We start from the raw sequence: 16,369 nt of genomic DNA on the forward strand, positions 1-16,369 counted from the left end.
AATGACACCGTAGCTATGCGGTGGGGGCGTCGACGGCCCCGCCGTAGCGGCGATTGCGCGCGGCATAGAGCTCCACGGCGTGCCAGAGATCAACGCGCGTGAAGTCGGGCCAGAGCGTGTCGAGAAAGACCATCTCCGCGTAGGCGCTCTGCCACAGCAGAAAATTACTCGTGCGTTGCTCCCCCGAGCTGCGTAGGAACAGGTCGACGTCGGGGAGGTCGCTTGTGTACAGGTGCCGCTGAATGGCCTTCTCGGTGATCCCGGACGGCTTCAGCCGGCCGGCCGCGACGTCTTCGGCCAGCTGCCGCACGGCATCGGTGATCTCGGTGCGGCCACCGTAGTTCACGCACATGGTCAGGGTGAGCACGTCGTTGCCGGCGGTGAGTTTCTCGGCGAACTGCAGTTCGTTGATGACGGATGCCCACAGCCGCGGCTTGCGACCGGCCCACCGAACGCGTACCCCCCAGTCGTTCAGTTGGTCGCGGCGACGGTGCAGCACGTCGCGGTTGAACCCCATGAGAAAGCGCACCTCTTCGGGCGAACGCTTCCAGTTCTCCGTGGAGAAGGCGTAGACGCTGAGGTGTTTGACGCCGAGCTGGATGGCGCCGGCGACAACGTCGAGGAGCGCGGCCTCACCCATTTTGTGCCCCTCGATTCGGCTGAGTCCCCGCGCGTTCGCCCAGCGGCCGTTCCCGTCCATCACGACGGCGACGTGCTCGGGAACGGCCTTCGGGTCGATGACCGGCGGGTACAGCCCGGTCCAGTCGAGCGCCTTGAACGGCATGGCGTCTTTGTGGGTACGGGGCGTGTCCGCGCGGGGTTTGCGCAGGAATCCGCGCCGGGTTTGTTCGGGGGATGTCATCGATTCACGTGTTCCAGAGATCGTAGTCCGCGTCCGAGGTGCCACTGCGTGTACGCCGCGACGATGCCACCCGCCTGGCTCTGCGTGCGCTCGCTGGTGGACGCGGCGTGGTCCCAATCGCCGGTGAGCAGGGCGCTCAGGAGAACAATGGTTGTGCGCTCGAGGCGCGGGGACCCGGGTGGCGCGCAGTCATCGCAGACGACCCCGCCCAGTTGAACCACGATCGACGAGTGCTCCCCGACGGCGGCGCAGCGGGCGCAGTCCTGAAAGCTGGGTGCCCAGCCGGCCATGGAGACCGCGCGCAGGAGATAGGAGTCCAGGGTGAGGCGCGAGCCGTGTTCCCGGCGCGAGAGGGATCGCAGCGCGCCCACCAGGAGCAGGTATTGCTGCAGGGACCCCTCGGATTCGGTGAGCTTGTCGGCCGTTTCCACCATGACGCTGGCGGCGGTGTAGCTGTCGTAGTCCGCGGTGATCAGCGCACCGTAGGAGCCGAGCGATTCGGCCTGGGTGACAATGTCGAGGCTCCGCCCCTCGTACAGCTGCACGTCGGCGACCATGAAGGGCTCGAGCCGTGCCCCGAATTTGGACCCCGTGCGCCGCACGCCCTTGGCGACGGCCCGCACCTTGCCGTGGGCTCGGGTGAGCAGGGTGACGATGCGGTCCGCTTCGCCCAACTTGTGGGTTCGCAGCACGACGGCTTCATCTCGGTAGACAGGCACACCTGATTCTCCCACTTCTGGCACTGGTAATTCGCGCGCGGCGGGGGGAGACTGAAAGGGAAACTCTCTCGTGGCGTGGAGGTCACTATGAAACCGGTTCAGATAGCTTTGCCAGACGGAATGCCCGTCTTGTCTCGGGGTAAGCACCGCAACCCGCGCAGCGGCGGCTGCTTCATGGAATTTGCTTCGTATCTGGCGGGCGAATCGTGGAGTGACCACCCGGCGTGCACGCATCCGGTGCTTGCCTCGCTGGCACGCATGGTCAACGATTGCACGAGTGATGACGGCCGCTCACGACTGGCCGTGTTGATTCCGTCGGTCATCGGTCTGCGCGGAGACCGGCCGCAGATCGAAACTCTGGTTTCGCTGCGTGCGGCTGCCGCGGCGCTGCCGGTGGTGAGTGTCGACCGGCAACGCGCGCTGGCCGTGGGGATCCTGTCGTGCGAACGAAATCTCAAGCGGCTCGGCATCGACACCCCAGAGACGTCGGAACGCATTCATGGGGCGCTCCGGCAGGCGCCCGACGCCGAGAAGTGGGCGCGGGACTTCATCGTGTCCGTGCGGTCGTGGTCGCACTCCAAGTTCACGCCACGCACGGCGGATTCGATCCTGCGGGTGTCCGTTCAGGGCATCGCCGAGGCCTGCTCGCCCGACCCGGACGCCCGGCTCCATGACGTGCTGGCGGGGGCGATAGCGGACTGCCGCGCGGTGCTGGTTCCGGATCCGCTGTCGACGGGGATCTCGGATGCCAGCGTGGCCGCCGAAGCCTTCGCGGTCGCATCGCGCCGGGTACGGTAGCCGATTCGGAGCACGGCCCGCCATTGTGGCGGGCCGTGCTCCGTGCGGCGTTGCGCGGGGTTAGACCGCGCTGAGTTTAGACCGCGCTGAGTTCGAGGTCGCTGACCTCGAGGCGCACGCCCCGGTTGACGGCGGAGACGACGGCCTTGAGCGAGGCCGTGGAGATGTCCTCGTCGATGCCGACGCCCCAGTACCGTTTGCCGTTGACGTCGAGCTCCACGTAGGCGGCGGCGAGTGCGTCGCCGCCGGCGGACAGGGCATGCTCCACGTAGTCATACAGGGTGATCTGGATGTCCCGCGCGGCCATCACCGTGAGGAACGCGTTGATCGGGCCGTTGCCCTGGCCCGTCACGTTGGCCACATCCTCCCCGTCGCGCAGATCGACCGCGAGGTCGACATGCCCGGCCAGGTCGCTGGACGTGCGCGTGGAGAAGAGCTCGAACCTGCCCCACTTGGCGTCGGGTGCCTTCATGCTCGCCGGCAGGTACTCGTCGTTGAAAATGTCCCAGATCTGGGCGCTCGTGACCTCGCCGCCCTCGCTGTCGGTCTTCGCCTGCACCACGCCGGAGAATTCGATCTGCAGCTTGCGGGGCAGGTCGAGCGAGTGATCGGTCTTGAGCAGGTACGCGACCCCACCCTTGCCCGACTGGGAATTCACGCGAATGACCGCCTCGTAGCTGCGGCCCAGGTCCTTGGGGTCAACGGGCAGGTACGGAACGGCCCAGACGAGGTCGTCGGTCGTGCACTCCTGTGCGGCCGCATCGGCGTCCATCGCCTCGAAGCCCTTCTTGATGGCGTCCTGGTGGGAGCCGCTGAACGCGGTGAAAACCAGGTCGCCGGCCCAGGGGCTCCGCTCGGGAACGGGCAGTTGGTTGCAGTACTCCGCCGTGCGCTTGATCTCGTCAATGTTGCTGAAATCGATCTGCGGGTCGATGCCCTGCGTGAACATGTTCACGCCGAGTGCGACGAGGTCGACGTTGCCGGTGCGCTCTCCGTTGCCGAACAGGCAGCCCTCGATGCGGTCGGCGCCGGCCAGGTAGCCGAGCTCGGCGGCCGCGATCGCGGTCCCCCGGTCGTTGTGCGGGTGCAGGGACAGGATCACGTTCTCGCGGTGGGCCAGGTGGCGCGACATCCACTCGATGGAGTCGGCATAGACGTTGGGCGTTGCCATTTCGACGGTCGCGGGCAGGTTGATGATGACCTTGCGCTCCGGGGTCGGTTCGAAGATTTCGATGACCTGGTTGGAGATGTCAACGGCGAATTCGAGCTCGGTGCCGGTGAAGCTCTCCGGGGAGTACTCGTAGTAGACCGTCGTGCCGGGCACGGATGCTTCCTGCTCGCGGCAGATGCGCGCCCCCTGGAGCGCGAGGTCGATGATGCCCTGCTTTCCCTGACGGAAGACAACGTCGCGTTGCAGCACGCTCGTGGAGTTGTACAGGTGCACGATGGCCTGCCTGGCGCCCTTGATGGACTCATAGGTGCGCTTGATCAGCGGTTCCCGCGCCTGGGTCAGCACCTGGATGGTGACGTCGTCGGGGATGGCGTTCTCGTCGATCAGGCTGCGCACGAAGTCGAAGTCCGTCTGGCTGGCGGACGGGAAGCCCACCTCGATCTCCTTGTACCCGATGCGCACAAGCAGGTCGAACATGATGCGCTTGCGTTCGGGGCTCATCGGGTCGATGAGCGCCTGGTTGCCGTCCCGGAGGTCAACGGCGCACCATCGCGGAGCCACCTCGATGTGCTTGGACGGCCAGGTGCGGTCCGTGAGGTTCACGCCGAACTGCTCGTGATACGGGCGGTAGCGGTGAACCGGGAGGTTGGACGCGGTCTGATTATTCTTCATGATCTGTGATCCCTCTACGAGTGTCAGCAGCCAACGACAAACGCCGCGACGAGGGAGGCCTTAGATTAGGACTCGTCGCGGCAGCTAAGGAGGAGCTCACCGAACAACACGATTTTAGGCTAGCACCGTTTCGCGCGGATGGCTCACCCAAAAGGGAACCCGCGGACTAGAAGCCCAGGCGTCCCAGCTGCTTGGGGTCGCGCTGCCATTCCTTGGCGATCTTGACCCGCAGGGACAGGAACACGCGCTTGCCCACGAGCGGTTCGATCTCCTTGCGTGCCCGCATGCCGACATCCTTCAGGCGGCTTCCTGACTTACCGATGATGATGCCCTTCTGGCTGTCACGCTCGACGAAGAGGTTGGCGTAAATTTCCACGAGGTCCTGGTCGTCGCGTTCGATGATGTCGTCGATTGTCACGGCGATGGAGTGCGGCAGTTCGTCGGTCACGCCCTCCAGCGCGGCCTCGCGAATGTACTCGGAAATACGTGATTCGAGTGTCTCGTCGGTGACGGTATCGGCCGGGTACAGCGGCTGTTCGGACGTAGGGAGCAGGCGCAGCAGCTCGACAGACAGCGTGTCCAGCTGAATGCGGCTGGTCGAGGAGATCGGCACAATCGCCTCCCAGTCCCGCAGCTGCGACACGGCGAGAAGCTGATTGGCCACGTTGGTTTTCGACGACGCGTCGATTTTCGTGACGATGGCGACCTTGCGGGCGCGAGGGAACGCATCCAGTTGTTCGTTGATGAACTTGTCGCCGGGGCCGATGGGCTCGTTGGCCGGGATGCAGAGCCCGATGACGTCGACGCCGGCGAGGGTGGCGGTCACCAGGCTGTTGAGACGTTCACCGAGCAGGGTGCGGGGTTTGTGAATGCCGGGGGTGTCCACCAGAATCAGCTGCCCGTTCTTCTGGTGCACGATTCCGCGGATGGCCCGGCGGGTGGTTTGCGGTTTCGACGAGGTGATGGCGACTTTCTCACCGACCAACGCATTGGTGAGGGTGGACTTGCCCACGTTGGGACGCCCCACGAACGAGACGAATCCGGCACGGTACGCACCGGCCGAGTTTTCATTTGTTCTGGTCATGGTTTGCTCCTTCATCGTCCGACGTTCCAAGGAATGCCGTTTGCGCATCAATCAATGCTTCGTCTCGTTCCACCAGCACGGTGCTGATGCGCTTTCGCCGACCCTCTGTTCGTTCGGCGGTGAGGATCAAGCCGCTGACCCCGGCAACAGATCCGGCGATCGGAAGCCGGCCCAGGGCCTTTGCGAGGAGACCACCGACCGAGTCCACGTCGTCGTCGTCCAGTTCAAGGTCAAACAATTCTCCCAGTTCATCGACCGGGAGTCGTGCACTGACACGGAAATGTCCGTCTCCGAGGTCTTCAACCTCGATCGACTCTCGATCGTACTCATCGGAAATGTCACCGACGAGCTCTTCGATCAGGTCCTCGAGCGTGACCAGGCCGGCAATGCCGCCGTACTCGTCGATGACCATGGCCAGGTGGTTGGATTCGGCCTGCATCTGCCGCAGGGTCGCGTCGGCCTTCTTGGATTCGGGCACATAGACGGCGGGGCGGGCGAGTTCCGCGACAGTGAGCGACTCGGCGTTCACGGCGCGTTCGTACACCACACGCGCGACGTCGCGCAGGTAGAGGATGCCGGTGACGTCGTCGACCTCGCCGTCCAGAACGGGGACCCGCGATGTTCCCGTGCTGAGGAACAGGCCCATGGCCGCGTCGATGCTGGCCGCCGCGTCGATGGTGATCATGTCCGTACGGGGAATCATCACCTCACGCACCACGGTTTCGTTGAATTCGAAGATGGAGTGGATCAGGTCCCGATGCGCCTCTTCGATGACCTCCAGCTCGGTGGCTTCGTCGACCATGCTCAGCAGCTGATCCTCCGAGGTGAAGGTGGCGAGGCGGCTGCGGCCCGGTGTCACGCGGTTGCCGAGCGCCACGAGGGCATTGGCCACCGGGCCGAGCAGCACCCGCACGAAGTGCACGAGCAGCGCGCTGGAACGCAGCAGGTTGACCGGGTGCGCCCGGCCCACGCTGCGCGGACTGGCACCGACCAGCACGAAAGACACCGCGGTCATGATGAACGCGGACAGGAGCAGGGCCAGCCAGAGCCGTTGGATGCTGGTGGCAAAGACCAGGGTCACGAGCACCGCGGCCGTCGTTTCCGCGATGATGCGCATGAAGTTGATGGCGTTGAGGTGGGCCCCCGTGTCGGCCGCGATCGCCCGCAGGGAGCGCTTGGCCCGCGCCGTCTGCACCAGGCCCGCGATGTCTGCCCGCGACTGCGCGGTGATGGCGGCGTCGACGGCAGCCATCAAACCGGCGAAGGCGATCAGGAGAATCGCCGCCGCGAGAAACCACACCATCAACCGCGGTGTCGTTCCTGCATGGTGAAGCCGAGCAGGATATCGCGCTGGATACCGAACATCTCTTTTTCTTCCTCGGGCTCGGCGTGGTCGAAGCCGAGCAGGTGCAGGATGCCGTGGGTGGTGAGGAGCAGGAGCTCGTCCAGGGTCGGGTGCCCGGCCGTTTCCGCCTGCGCCTGGGCCACCTGCGGGCACAGGACGATGTCGCCGAGCAGTCCCGGCGGGGTTTCCACCTCTTCCGTACCCGGCCGCAGCTCGTCCATCGGAAAGCTCAACACGTCGGTGGGTCCCGGCTCGTCCATCCACTGCACGTGGAGTTGTTCCATCGCACCCTCGTCGACGAGCACAATCGCCAGGTCGGCGTCGGCGTGCACGTGCATCGTGTCCAGTGCAAAGGCCGACAGTCGCAGGATGGCTGCTTCGTCGACTTCGATGGCCGACTCGTTGTTTATTTCAATGCTCAACTTTGACTCCGTTTCGGGAGGCGGCCCTGCGGGCCGCCGGAACGTTGGGGGCCTCTGGCCGCGAAATCACGGGCCTCGGCTGTCTCCTGGCGCAGCGCTTGCCGCTGCGCATCGTATGCGGTGTACGCGTCCACGATGCGGCCGACCAGGGTGTGACGCACCACATCCTTGCTCGTGAAGTAGGAGAAGTGGATGTCGTCGATTCCGTCCAAAACCCGCGTCACGAGCTTCAGCCCGCTGGTGCCCACGGGAAGGTCAATCTGGGTGACGTCGCCGGTGACGACCATCTTCGATCCGAACCCGAGGCGGGTGAGGAACATCTTCATCTGTTCCGGGGTGGTGTTCTGCGCCTCGTCGAGCACGACGAACGAGGAGTTGAGGGTGCGTCCGCGCATGTAGGCGAGCGGCGCGACTTCGATTGTTCCAGCCGCGAGAAGCTTGGGAATCAACTCCGGATCGAGCATTTCCCCGAGGGCGTCGTACAGCGGGCGCAGGTACGGGTCGATCTTGTCGGTGAGGGTTCCCGGGAGAAATCCGAGGCGCTCCCCCGCTTCCACCGCCGGGCGGGTGAGGATGATGCGTTCGACCTCTTTGTTCTGCAGTGCGCGCACGGCCTTCGCCATGGCCAGATAGGTCTTGCCCGTGCCGGCCGGTCCGATGCCGAAGACGATGGTGTTGGCGTCAATCGCGTCGATGTATTCCTTCTGCCCGACAGACTTGGCGCGCACGCTCTTGCCGCGCGCGGTGAGGATGGGGGCGCCGAGCAGCTGGGACGGGCTCGTGACGGCGTCAGCGTCGAGCATGCGTGCCGACGCTGCCACCTGGGCCTCTCCGAGGTCTTGTCCGTCCCGCAGCATGAGCTGCAGTTCCTCAATGAGACGCCGCACGGATTCGACGTCATCCCCGCGCCCGATCAGGGTGATGTCGTTGCCGCGGACGTGCACGCTCACATCGGGGTATTGCCGCTCGATGGTGGAGAGGTAGCGGTCTTCGGGACCGAGCAACCGCACCATGGCGATCCCATCGACGCGGAGCCGAAGTTCCCGCCGCGGCGTATCCTTCGGATCAGAGGGAGCCAAGGGACCCCTCACCGAGCGGCTGCGACGGGTCGCCGGCGCCCATCACGTGCGCGTGCACGTGGAAGACGGTCTGGCCGGCGGCGGCGCCGGTGTTGAATACGAGCCGGAACTCGCCGCGCGTGTGGTCGTCCGCGATGCCGGCAGCCACGTGCACGAGTTCGGCCAGGAGCGCCGGGTCCCCCGCCGCGAGCTCGACGACGTTGCGGTACCGCGTCGCCTTCGTGGTGATGACGATGTGCACGGGGGCCTGCGGGGCGATGTCCTCGAAGGCAATGATGCGGTCGGTCTCCGCCACGATGGTCGCCGGGATTTCGCGGGCGATGATGCGGCTGAAAATGGACGGTTCTGCGCCGGGAGAAGACATGTCTCTATCTTAAGCGCGACTACCAGCGGCCGAGGGTCGCATTCAGGATTGCGAGAGCGGCGGGACCGGCCGTTGACGTGCGCAGCACCGTGTCGCCGAGGCGCACCGGGGTGGCGCCGGCCTGTTCGAGCAGGCTCAGCTCCCCCGGTGAGATTCCGCCTTCCGGTCCGACGACGAGCACGATGTCGCGGTCATCGTTCGGCGCGGCCACGGCCGTCAGCCGCACCGAGGCGGTGGGTTCCAGCAGCAGCATTCGCGTCGTCGTGGCAAGAACCGCGAGCTGCCTGGTGCCGGCCAGCGCGCCGATCGTGGGCAGCCAGGGCCGAATCGACTGCTTGGTGGCCTCGCGCACAATGCTCGACCACCGTTCCTCACCCTTCGCAATTTTCGGCCCCTCCCAGCGGGAGATGGAGCGCGCCGCGGCCCAGGGGATGACACCGTCGATCCCGAGCTCAGTCGCGGCCTGCACAGCCATTTCGTCGCGGTCACCTTTTGCGAGGGCCTGAACGAGACGGATGCGCGGCGTGGGAGCCGCCGTCTCCGTCGCCGAGTCGACGAGCAGGGTGAACTCCGCCGGGCCCGCCGTGACGACGGTGCCCGACAACACGAGTCCCGCACCGTTGCCGATCAGCAACCGTTCGCCCGCGCGAATGCGGCTGACCGTCACGGCGTGCCGGGCCTCCGAACCCGTCACGCTCACGACGGAACCGCTCGCGGAGTCCTCCGCCCGCAGCTCGGGCGCCAGGTAGAAATTGGCCACGGTCGTTGTCCGCTAACTGAGGAAGCGGTCGCGCAGCCTGGCGAACAGACCCTGCTGGTAGTGGCTGAGCGCGGGCGCGGGCGCGGAGTGCCGCGCAGCGAACTGCTCGATGAGGTCACGCTCCTTGTGGTCGAGCTTCATGGGCGTGATGACCTGGATGCCGATCTTCAGGTCTCCGCGGCCATTGCCGCGCAGCTTCGTGATGCCACGGTCCTTGATCGTGAGAATCTCAGAACTCTGCACACCGGCGCGTAGTTCCACTTCGATGTCGCCGTCGAGCGCCTTGAGCTTGACCGTGGTCCCGAGAATCGCGGACGTCATCGGAACTTCCAGGGCGCACATGAGGTCATCGCCGTCTCTGCTGAAGACGTCGTGGTGACGCACCTTCATCTCGAGGTAGAGGTCGCCGTTCGGGCCGCCGGCCGAGCCGACCTCGCCGCTTCCGGGCATCTGCAGTCGCAGGCCGGTGTCCACGCCCGCGGGAACGTCCACGGGCACGGTGCGGCGGGCGCGAACGCGTCCCTGGCCGGAGCAGGTGGTGCACGGCGTCGCGATGATGGTGCCGAAGCCGCGGCAGGAACCACACGGGCTGCTCGTCATGACGTTGCCCAGCAGGGAGCGCACGGCGCGCTGGATGCTGCCGCTGCCGTGGCAGATGTCGCAGGTGACGGGTGCGGTTCCGGGCTGGCAGCACGATCCCTTGCAGGTGCCGCAGAGCACAGCCGTATCGACCTCGAGGTCGCGGTGTGTTCCGAAGATGACCTCGGCAAGGTCCAGTTCCACGCGAATGAGCGCGTCCTGGCCGCGTTCCCGCCGGGAGCGCGGACCGCGCGTTGATCCGCCGCCACCACCGAAGAACGTCTCGAAAATGTCGCCGAAGTTGCCGAAGTTTTGGCCGTCGAATCCGCCGCCGTTCTGCCCGCCCTGATCGTATTTCTGCCGCTGCGCGGAATCGCTCAGCACGTCGTAGGCGTGAGTGACGCTTTTGAATGTTTCGGACGCTTCTGCGCCGGGGTTGACGTCCGGGTGCAGCTGGCGGGCCAGGCGTCGATACGCCTTCTTTATTTCGTCGGTGGTTGCGTCGCGGCTCACGCCGAGAACTTCATAGTGGTCAGCCAAAGGTGGCTCTCCTCGTTGCTCTGTTGTTACGGAAGTAGGTGATTGTCGGTGCTGTCTGGGTCAGGTGCGCTATGGATCAGCTCTCGCCCAGGAGGGTGGAAAGGTAGCGTGCGACGGCGCGGACGGCCGCCATGTTGTTGGAGTAATCCATGCGGGTGGGGCCGAGTACGCCAAGGCGGGCCAGGTTGCCGTTTGAGCTGTATCCGCTCGTCAAAACCGAGGTTTCGGCCAGTTCAAACGGCGCGTTCTCGCGGCCGATGCTGACCGAGACCCCGTGCTGGTCAGTGGCCATCTCGCCGAACAGGCGCAGGAGAACGACCTGCTCCTCGATCGCCTCGAGCACCGGGTAGATGCTGCCGGAAAAATCTTCTTCCGTTCGAACCAGATTGGCGGTTCCGGCCATCACCAGTTTGGTCTGGCCGTTGGCGCCGACCTGCTCCCGGAGCGTCGACGTGATCAGCTCGGTCACGGCATCGACGTCTCGGTTTCCCGGGGCAACAAGCAACGGCGCGCCCGTCAACGCCGCCGCAGCATCCGTCATGGTCAGTCCGACAATCGCGGCGGTGAGGTGCGAACGCACCTGAGCGAGCGTCGGCTCGTCGACGGGAAGCGGCAGGTCGATGACACGCTGCTCGACGGCGCCGGAATCCGTGATGAGCACGGAGAGCACCCGGGTCTGGGTGAGCGAGACAAGTTCAATGTGCCGCACCTTGGCGCGGGACAGCGACGGGTACTGCACCAGTGCGACCTGATGGGTGAGTTGAGAGAGTAGACGCACGCTGCGCACGAGAACCTCGTCGAGATCCGCCGACTGGCCGAGGAACGTCTCGATGGCCTGTCGTTGAGCCGGCGTTAGAGGCCGCAGGTCCGCGAGGTGATCGACGAAGACCCGGTAGCCCTTGTCGGTGGGGATTCTCCCCGACGACGTGTGCGGCGCTGCGATCAGGTCTTCCTCCTCGAGGAGGGCCATGTCATTGCGAATGGTCGCAGCCGAGACTCCGAAGGAGTGCCGGTCGACGATGGATTTGGACCCGACCGGTTCGCGAGATGCCACGTAATCCTGCACGATGACGCGTAAGACGTCGAGACCACGATCAGAAACCATCGTCACGCCTCCCTACCTGTCGTACGCACCACAACACTGGCACTCACATTGCCTGAGTGCCAATCATATCGCGCCAGGGACAATATCGCCCATTGCTCCCGCAGGGGGGTCGCAGTAACTTATGCATATACGCGGTCTCATACACATTCATTGTGAAAGGCATGATCATGAGCGATCCAAACGCGCAGGCTCCCCGCGACCCCGACCCCGGCCAGAACCAGCCACAGTCCTCGTACCCGTCCGCGGCCGCCGCGGCGCCGCTCACGGCGGCCGAAGATCAACAATGGGCCTCCCTGGCCCATCTGGGCGGGATCCTCTGGATTCTTCCCTCCCTCATCATTTGGCTCGTATTCAAGGACCGCGGTCGGCGCACCAACATCGAGGCCAAAGAGGCACTGAACTTTCAGATCACGGTCACCATCGCCTGGTTCGCGGTGTTCTTCATCGGAACGTTCCTTGCCCTGATCACGCTCGGGATCGGACTCCTGTTCAACTTCCTCGGTTTGGTCGTGTGGATCATGACCGTGGTGTTCTCGATCATGGGCTTCCTGGCGGTGAAAGACGGCGGCACGTACCGGTATCCGGTGTCCGTGCGCTTCATCAAGTAGCCCGGGTACGCTGGGAGGGCCGGTGGCAGAGCGCCAGAATGCCGGTCGTTGATACAGGAGACCGAATGTCTGATGCCACCCCGCCCAGCGATCCGTACCGCTCCTCGCCCGCCGCGCCGCTGAGCCCCGCAGACGAGAAACTCTGGGCCACGCTCATCCATGTGGCCGGCATCTTCTTTTCGTTTGTGCCGGCGCTGCTCGGCTACCTGCTGTTAAAGGAGCGCGGACCGTTCATCCGCGCGCACAGCGCGACGGCGTTGAATTTTCAGATCACCGCGGCCATCGGCTACGCCGTGTCGGCCGTACTCACCGCCATCTTCGTCGGCTACCTGCTCGGATTCGCCATTTGGGCGCTGGTCATCGTGTTCAGCATTCTGGCGGGCCTCGCCGCGAACCGCGGCGAGGGATACACATACCCGCTCTCGTTCAAGTTCGTCAGCTGACCCGCCGGGCGACCCTATGGGGTGATGCGTCGCACGACCGCATCCGCCAGAAGTCGCCCCTTCAGGGTCAACTCGATGGACCCGGTCAGGGCCGCTCTGGCATTGATGAGTTCGTCGGCGATCAAACCGGCGACCTCGTGCCGCCCGGCTTCGGCCAGCGATGCGATCGGGATCCCGGTGCGAATCCGGCTGAGCAGCAGCACCCGTTCGAGCTCCCGGGTCGGCTCATCGAGCGCTTCCCGTCCGACGGCCGGTGACACACCGGACAGCACCCGCTCGGCGTAGGCCGCCGGGTGCTTCACGTTCCACCAGCGCACCCCGCCCACGTGGCTGTGCGCTCCGGGACCAACGCCCCACCAATCGTGGCTGCGCCAGTACGAGAGGTTGTGCCGCGACTCGTGCGCCGCATCCGTTGCCCAGTTGCTCACCTCGTACCAGTGATATCCGGCCTCGGCCAGGAGCTCGTCGGCCAGCTCGTAGAATTCCGCCTGCTGGTCGTCGTTGATGGGTACGACGTCGCCCCGACGGATCTGCCGGGCCAGCTTGGTGCCCTCCTCGACGATGAGCGAGTACGCACTCAGGTGATCCGGCGCCTGGCCGATGGCCTGTTCCAGACTTGCGCGCCAGTTCGCGATCGTCTCCCCCGGGGTGCCGTAGATGAGATCGAGGCTCACGTCCAGCCCCGCCTGGCGCGCCCAGCGCACGACGAGGGGAACCCGGTCCGGGTCGTGGGTGCGTTCCAGAGTGGCCAGAACGCTCGGAACGGCCGACTGCATGCCGAAGGACACCCGGGTGAAACCGGCGTCGGCCAGCGATTGCAGGTACGCGGCGTCGACGGAGTCGGGGTTGGCCTCGGTCGTGACCTCGGCCCCCGGCTCGATCCCCCACTGGGTGCGCACGGCCTGGAGCATCTTCACCAGGTCGGTCACCGGAAGCAGCGTCGGTGTTCCGCCGCCGAAGAACACGGTGGACACGTGCCGTTGCGGAAGGCCCGATTCGGTCAGAATGCGACCGGCGGCCTCGACCTCGAGCACGGCCTGGCTCGCGTAGTCGCTCTGCTTGACGCCGCGGAGTTCGGTCGCCGTGTATGTGTTGAAGTCGCAGTAACCGCACCGCACGCGGCAGAACGGTACGTGCAGGTAGACGCCGAAGTCGCGTTCCGACGCGCCGACGGATGCCGACGCCGGAATCAGGCCATCGGCCGGGGCCGGGTCGCCGAGGGGAAGTGCACCAGCCACGGACCTACAGCGCCCCAACCGGGTGAAGCGCCTTCAGGTACCGACGGGTGAAGCGTTCCTGCTGAATGCGCAGAAGCGGGGACGCGAGACGGTAGTACCAGGTGCTCGGGCGGGAGAACGCGCGCAGCGTGAACCAGACGGAGTCGTCGTCCCGCTTCTCAACGATGAACGACTCCTCACCGCTTTCGGGATGCCCCTTCATGGTGCCGTACGCGAAGCCGACACGAGTCTTCTCGGCGATGACGTACACGACGCGCACCGGTGCCTTGACCCGCATCGGGCCGACGTGGATCTCCAGTTGCGCGGTCATCCCGTTCATGATGTACGGCGTACCGTCTTCAGCGAAGGTGGCCTCCCCGTCCGGCGCCTGGCGGGCGGGAATCGGCGTGCCGTCCGGCTCGAACTCCACCGGCGTGTACTGCACCCCGGTGCCGTTTTCCAGGTCGGTGACGCTCATCCCACTGCCCCGTTGCACACCCCAGGTCATGAGCAGCTTCGACGCGACGTCGAAACGCTCGTCGCCGCTGCCGAGACGTACGCTGCGTTCCAGCGGCCGGTGGCCCTTCGGCGGGTACTGCATCAGGTCGGGGGCAAGCGTGCCGCCGATGGCCCCATAGGTCACGGCAGCATCAGTGAACGTGGATCGACGCATCCGGCTACTTCTTTTCTTTCTTGGGGGGCTCGTCGCCGGACAGCGCCGCGATGAAGGCTTCCTGCGGAACCTCAACGCGACCGACCATCTTCATGCGCTTCTTGCCCTCTTTCTGCTTCTCGAGCAGTTTACGTTTACGGGAGATGTCACCGCCGTAGCACTTGGCGAGCACGTCCTTGCGGATGGCGCTGATCGATTCACGGGCGATGATTCGGGCGCCGATCGCGGCCTGGATCGGCACATCGAACTGCTGGCGCGGGATGAGCTTGCGCAGCCGGCCGGTCATCAGCACCCCGTACTCGTACGCCTTGTCGCGGTGCACGATGGCGCTGAACGCATCGACCTGCTCGCCCTGCAGCAGAATGTCGACCTTGACCAGGTCGGCTTCCTGCGAACCGGTGGGCTCGTAGTCCAGCGAGCCGTAGCCGGCGGTGCGGCTCTTCAGGTTGTCGAAGAAGTCGAAGACAATCTCGCCGAGGGGCATCGTGTAGCGGATCTCGACCCGGTCTTCGCCGAGGTAATCCATTCCGAGCAGGGTGCCGCGGCGGCTCTGGCAGAGTTCCATGATCACACCGACATAGTCCTTCGGCGCGAGAACGGCCGCCTTCACGATGGGTTCCATCACCGACGCGATCTTGCCGTTGGGGAACTCGCTCGGGTTGGTGACCGTGACGGTCTTCTTGTCGTCGGTGGTGACCTCGTACGGCACGCTCGGCGCGGTCGTGATCAGGTCGATGCCGAATTCTCGGTCGATGCGCTCCGTGATGATCTCGAGGTGCAGCAGGCCGAGAAAGCCGCAGCGAAAGCCGAAGCCGAGGGCGACGGATGTCTCGGGTTCGTAGCCGAGGGAGGCATCCGACAGTTTGAGCTTGTCGAGCGCCTCGCGCAGCGCCGGGTAGTCGCTGCCGTCGATCGGGTACAGCCCGGAGAACACCATGGGCTGAGGTTCCGTGTAGCCGGGGAGCGCCTCCGTGGCCGGCCGCAGCGCGGTCGTGACCGTGTCGCCGACCTTGGACTGGCGCACGTCTTTCACACCGGTGATCAGGTAGCCGACCTCGCCGACACCAAGGCCCTTCTTGCTGACCGTCGGCTCCGGGGAGATCACGCCGATCTCGAGGATCTCGTGCGTGGCCCGCGTGGACATCATCTGGATCTTCTCGCGCGGGCCGAGATTGCCGTCGATCATGCGCACGTAGGTGACAACGCCGCGGTAGCTGTCGTAGACCGAGTCGAAAATCATCGCGCGGGTGGGAGCGTCCGGGTCGCCCATCGGAGCGGGAATGGACCGCGCCGCGAGGTCGAGGAGCTCAGAGACACCCATGCCGGTTTTACCGGAAACGCGCAGCACGTCCTCCGGCTTGCCGCCGATGAGGCTCGCGAGTTCGCGGGCGTACTTGTCGGGGTCGGCCGCGGGAAGGTCGATCTTGTTCAGCACGGGGATGATCGTGAGGTCGTTTTCCAGCGCGAGGTACAGGTTCGCCAGGGTCTGGGCTTCGATGCCCTGCGCCGCGTCCACGAGGAGGATCGCCCCCTCACACGCGGCAAGGCTGCGCGAGACCTCGTAGGTGAAGTCCACGTGACCTGGCGTGTCGATCATGTTCAGCGCGTAGGTGACACCGTCGACTTCCCAGGGCATGCGCACGGCCTGGCTCTTGATGGTGATGCCGCGCTCACGCTCAATATCCATGCGGTCCAGGTACTGCGCACGCATGGCTCGTTCCTCGACCACTCCCGTGATCTGCAGCATGCGGTCGGCCAGCGTGGATTTGCCGTGGTCAATGTGGGCAATGATGCAGAAGTTACGGATGAACTCGGGGGCTGTGGCGGCCGGTTCCAGCGCGTGAAGGGCTCTCGGTGACATAGTTCGTCTATTGTCCCATGCTCGGGCGGTTCGCCGGTCAACACCGACAACGCGGGGCCCGAACCGC

At 65.3% G+C, this 16,369-nt stretch carries 17 protein-coding genes; 3 read left to right on the forward strand and 14 right to left on the reverse strand.

The window, feature by feature from the left end; all coding sequences use genetic code 11:
* Positions 1–13 precede the first annotated feature (13 nt).
* Positions 14–862 (reverse strand): isoprenyl transferase, encoded by an 849-nt coding sequence (locus AC1MB9_RS07790; protein ID WP_479964437.1) that lies wholly within the window; start codon positions 860–862, stop codon positions 14–16.
* Positions 859–1,581, reverse strand: coding sequence for a DNA repair protein RecO (gene recO, locus AC1MB9_RS07795; RefSeq protein ID WP_479964438.1), 723 nt, complete (start codon positions 1,579–1,581; stop codon positions 859–861). The genes AC1MB9_RS07790 and recO overlap by 4 nt, the downstream gene beginning before the upstream one ends.
* 174 nt (positions 1,582–1,755) lie before the next feature.
* Here recO and AC1MB9_RS07800 point away from each other — a divergent pair, with 174 nt between their 5' ends.
* The gene (locus AC1MB9_RS07800; protein WP_479964439.1) at positions 1,756–2,379 is read left to right on the forward strand and encodes a hypothetical protein; all 624 of its coding nucleotides are present in this window, start codon (positions 1,756–1,758) and stop codon (positions 2,377–2,379) included.
* 76 nt (positions 2,380–2,455) lie between these two features.
* On the opposite strand, the gene leuA is transcribed toward AC1MB9_RS07800, so the two are convergent.
* The 9 genes from leuA to hrcA all read right to left on the reverse strand — a co-directional run bounded on the left by leuA (position 2,456) and on the right by hrcA (position 11,500).
* Positions 2,456–4,222, reverse strand: a complete 1,767-nt coding sequence (gene leuA / locus AC1MB9_RS07805; RefSeq protein ID WP_479964440.1) for a 2-isopropylmalate synthase — start codon at positions 4,220–4,222, stop codon at positions 2,456–2,458.
* Positions 4,223–4,388: 166 nt separating this feature from the next.
* Positions 4,389–5,306, reverse strand: coding sequence for a GTPase Era (gene era / locus AC1MB9_RS07810; RefSeq protein ID WP_479964441.1), 918 nt, complete (start codon positions 5,304–5,306; stop codon positions 4,389–4,391).
* Complete coding sequence (locus tag AC1MB9_RS07815) at positions 5,290–6,609, reverse strand: hemolysin family protein (RefSeq protein WP_479964442.1); 1,320 nt, start codon at positions 6,607–6,609, stop codon at positions 5,290–5,292. Before AC1MB9_RS07815 ends, era begins: the two co-directional genes overlap by 17 nt.
* Entirely contained in the window at positions 6,609–7,073 is a 465-nt protein-coding gene (gene ybeY, locus AC1MB9_RS07820) for an rRNA maturation RNase YbeY (protein WP_479964443.1), read from the reverse strand. The genes AC1MB9_RS07815 and ybeY overlap by 1 nt, the downstream gene beginning before the upstream one ends.
* Complete coding sequence (locus AC1MB9_RS07825) at positions 7,070–8,152, reverse strand: PhoH family protein (protein WP_479964444.1); 1,083 nt, start codon at positions 8,150–8,152, stop codon at positions 7,070–7,072. Before AC1MB9_RS07825 ends, ybeY begins: the two co-directional genes overlap by 4 nt.
* Complete coding sequence (locus AC1MB9_RS07830) at positions 8,139–8,516, reverse strand: HIT domain-containing protein (protein ID WP_479964445.1); 378 nt, start codon at positions 8,514–8,516, stop codon at positions 8,139–8,141. The genes AC1MB9_RS07825 and AC1MB9_RS07830 overlap by 14 nt, the downstream gene beginning before the upstream one ends.
* Positions 8,517–8,535: 19 nt before the next feature.
* Entirely contained in the window at positions 8,536–9,276 is a 741-nt protein-coding gene (locus tag AC1MB9_RS07835) for a 16S rRNA (uracil(1498)-N(3))-methyltransferase (protein ID WP_479964446.1), read from the reverse strand.
* A 12-nt stretch (positions 9,277–9,288) separates the two neighbouring features.
* On the reverse strand, positions 9,289–10,395 hold the full coding sequence (dnaJ, locus tag AC1MB9_RS07840) for a molecular chaperone DnaJ (RefSeq protein ID WP_479964447.1): 1,107 nt from the start codon (positions 10,393–10,395) through the stop codon (positions 9,289–9,291).
* Between the two features lie 76 nt (positions 10,396–10,471).
* The gene (gene hrcA, locus AC1MB9_RS07845; RefSeq protein ID WP_479964448.1) at positions 10,472–11,500 is read right to left on the reverse strand and encodes a heat-inducible transcriptional repressor HrcA; all 1,029 of its coding nucleotides are present in this window, start codon (positions 11,498–11,500) and stop codon (positions 10,472–10,474) included.
* 167 nt (positions 11,501–11,667) lie between these two features.
* On the opposite strand from hrcA, the gene AC1MB9_RS07850 reads away from it, so the two are divergent.
* A complete protein-coding gene (locus AC1MB9_RS07850; RefSeq protein WP_479964449.1) occupies positions 11,668–12,108 on the forward strand; it encodes a DUF4870 domain-containing protein in 441 nt (146 codons plus the stop codon).
* Between the two features lie 65 nt (positions 12,109–12,173).
* Positions 12,174–12,551, forward strand: coding sequence for a DUF4870 domain-containing protein (locus AC1MB9_RS07855; protein ID WP_479964450.1), 378 nt, complete (start codon positions 12,174–12,176; stop codon positions 12,549–12,551).
* 14 nt (positions 12,552–12,565) lie between these two features.
* Here AC1MB9_RS07855 and hemW read toward each other — a convergent pair whose 3' ends face one another.
* Genes hemW through lepA form a run of 3 tightly spaced genes read right to left on the reverse strand, consistent with a single transcriptional unit; the run spans position 12,566 to position 16,302 of the window.
* The gene (hemW, locus tag AC1MB9_RS07860; protein WP_479964451.1) at positions 12,566–13,789 is read right to left on the reverse strand and encodes a radical SAM family heme chaperone HemW; all 1,224 of its coding nucleotides are present in this window, start codon (positions 13,787–13,789) and stop codon (positions 12,566–12,568) included.
* 4 nt (positions 13,790–13,793) lie between these two features.
* A complete protein-coding gene (locus tag AC1MB9_RS07865) occupies positions 13,794–14,441 on the reverse strand; it encodes a DUF1990 family protein (protein ID WP_479964452.1) in 648 nt (215 codons plus the stop codon).
* A gap of 4 nt (positions 14,442–14,445) precedes the next feature.
* Positions 14,446–16,302: a translation elongation factor 4 gene (gene lepA, locus AC1MB9_RS07870; protein ID WP_479964453.1), complete on the reverse strand. Its 1,857-nt coding sequence runs from the start codon at positions 16,300–16,302 to the stop codon at positions 14,446–14,448.
* Positions 16,303–16,369: the final 67 nt, after the last annotated feature.

The organism is Cryobacterium sp. AP27 (assembly GCF_056680495.1).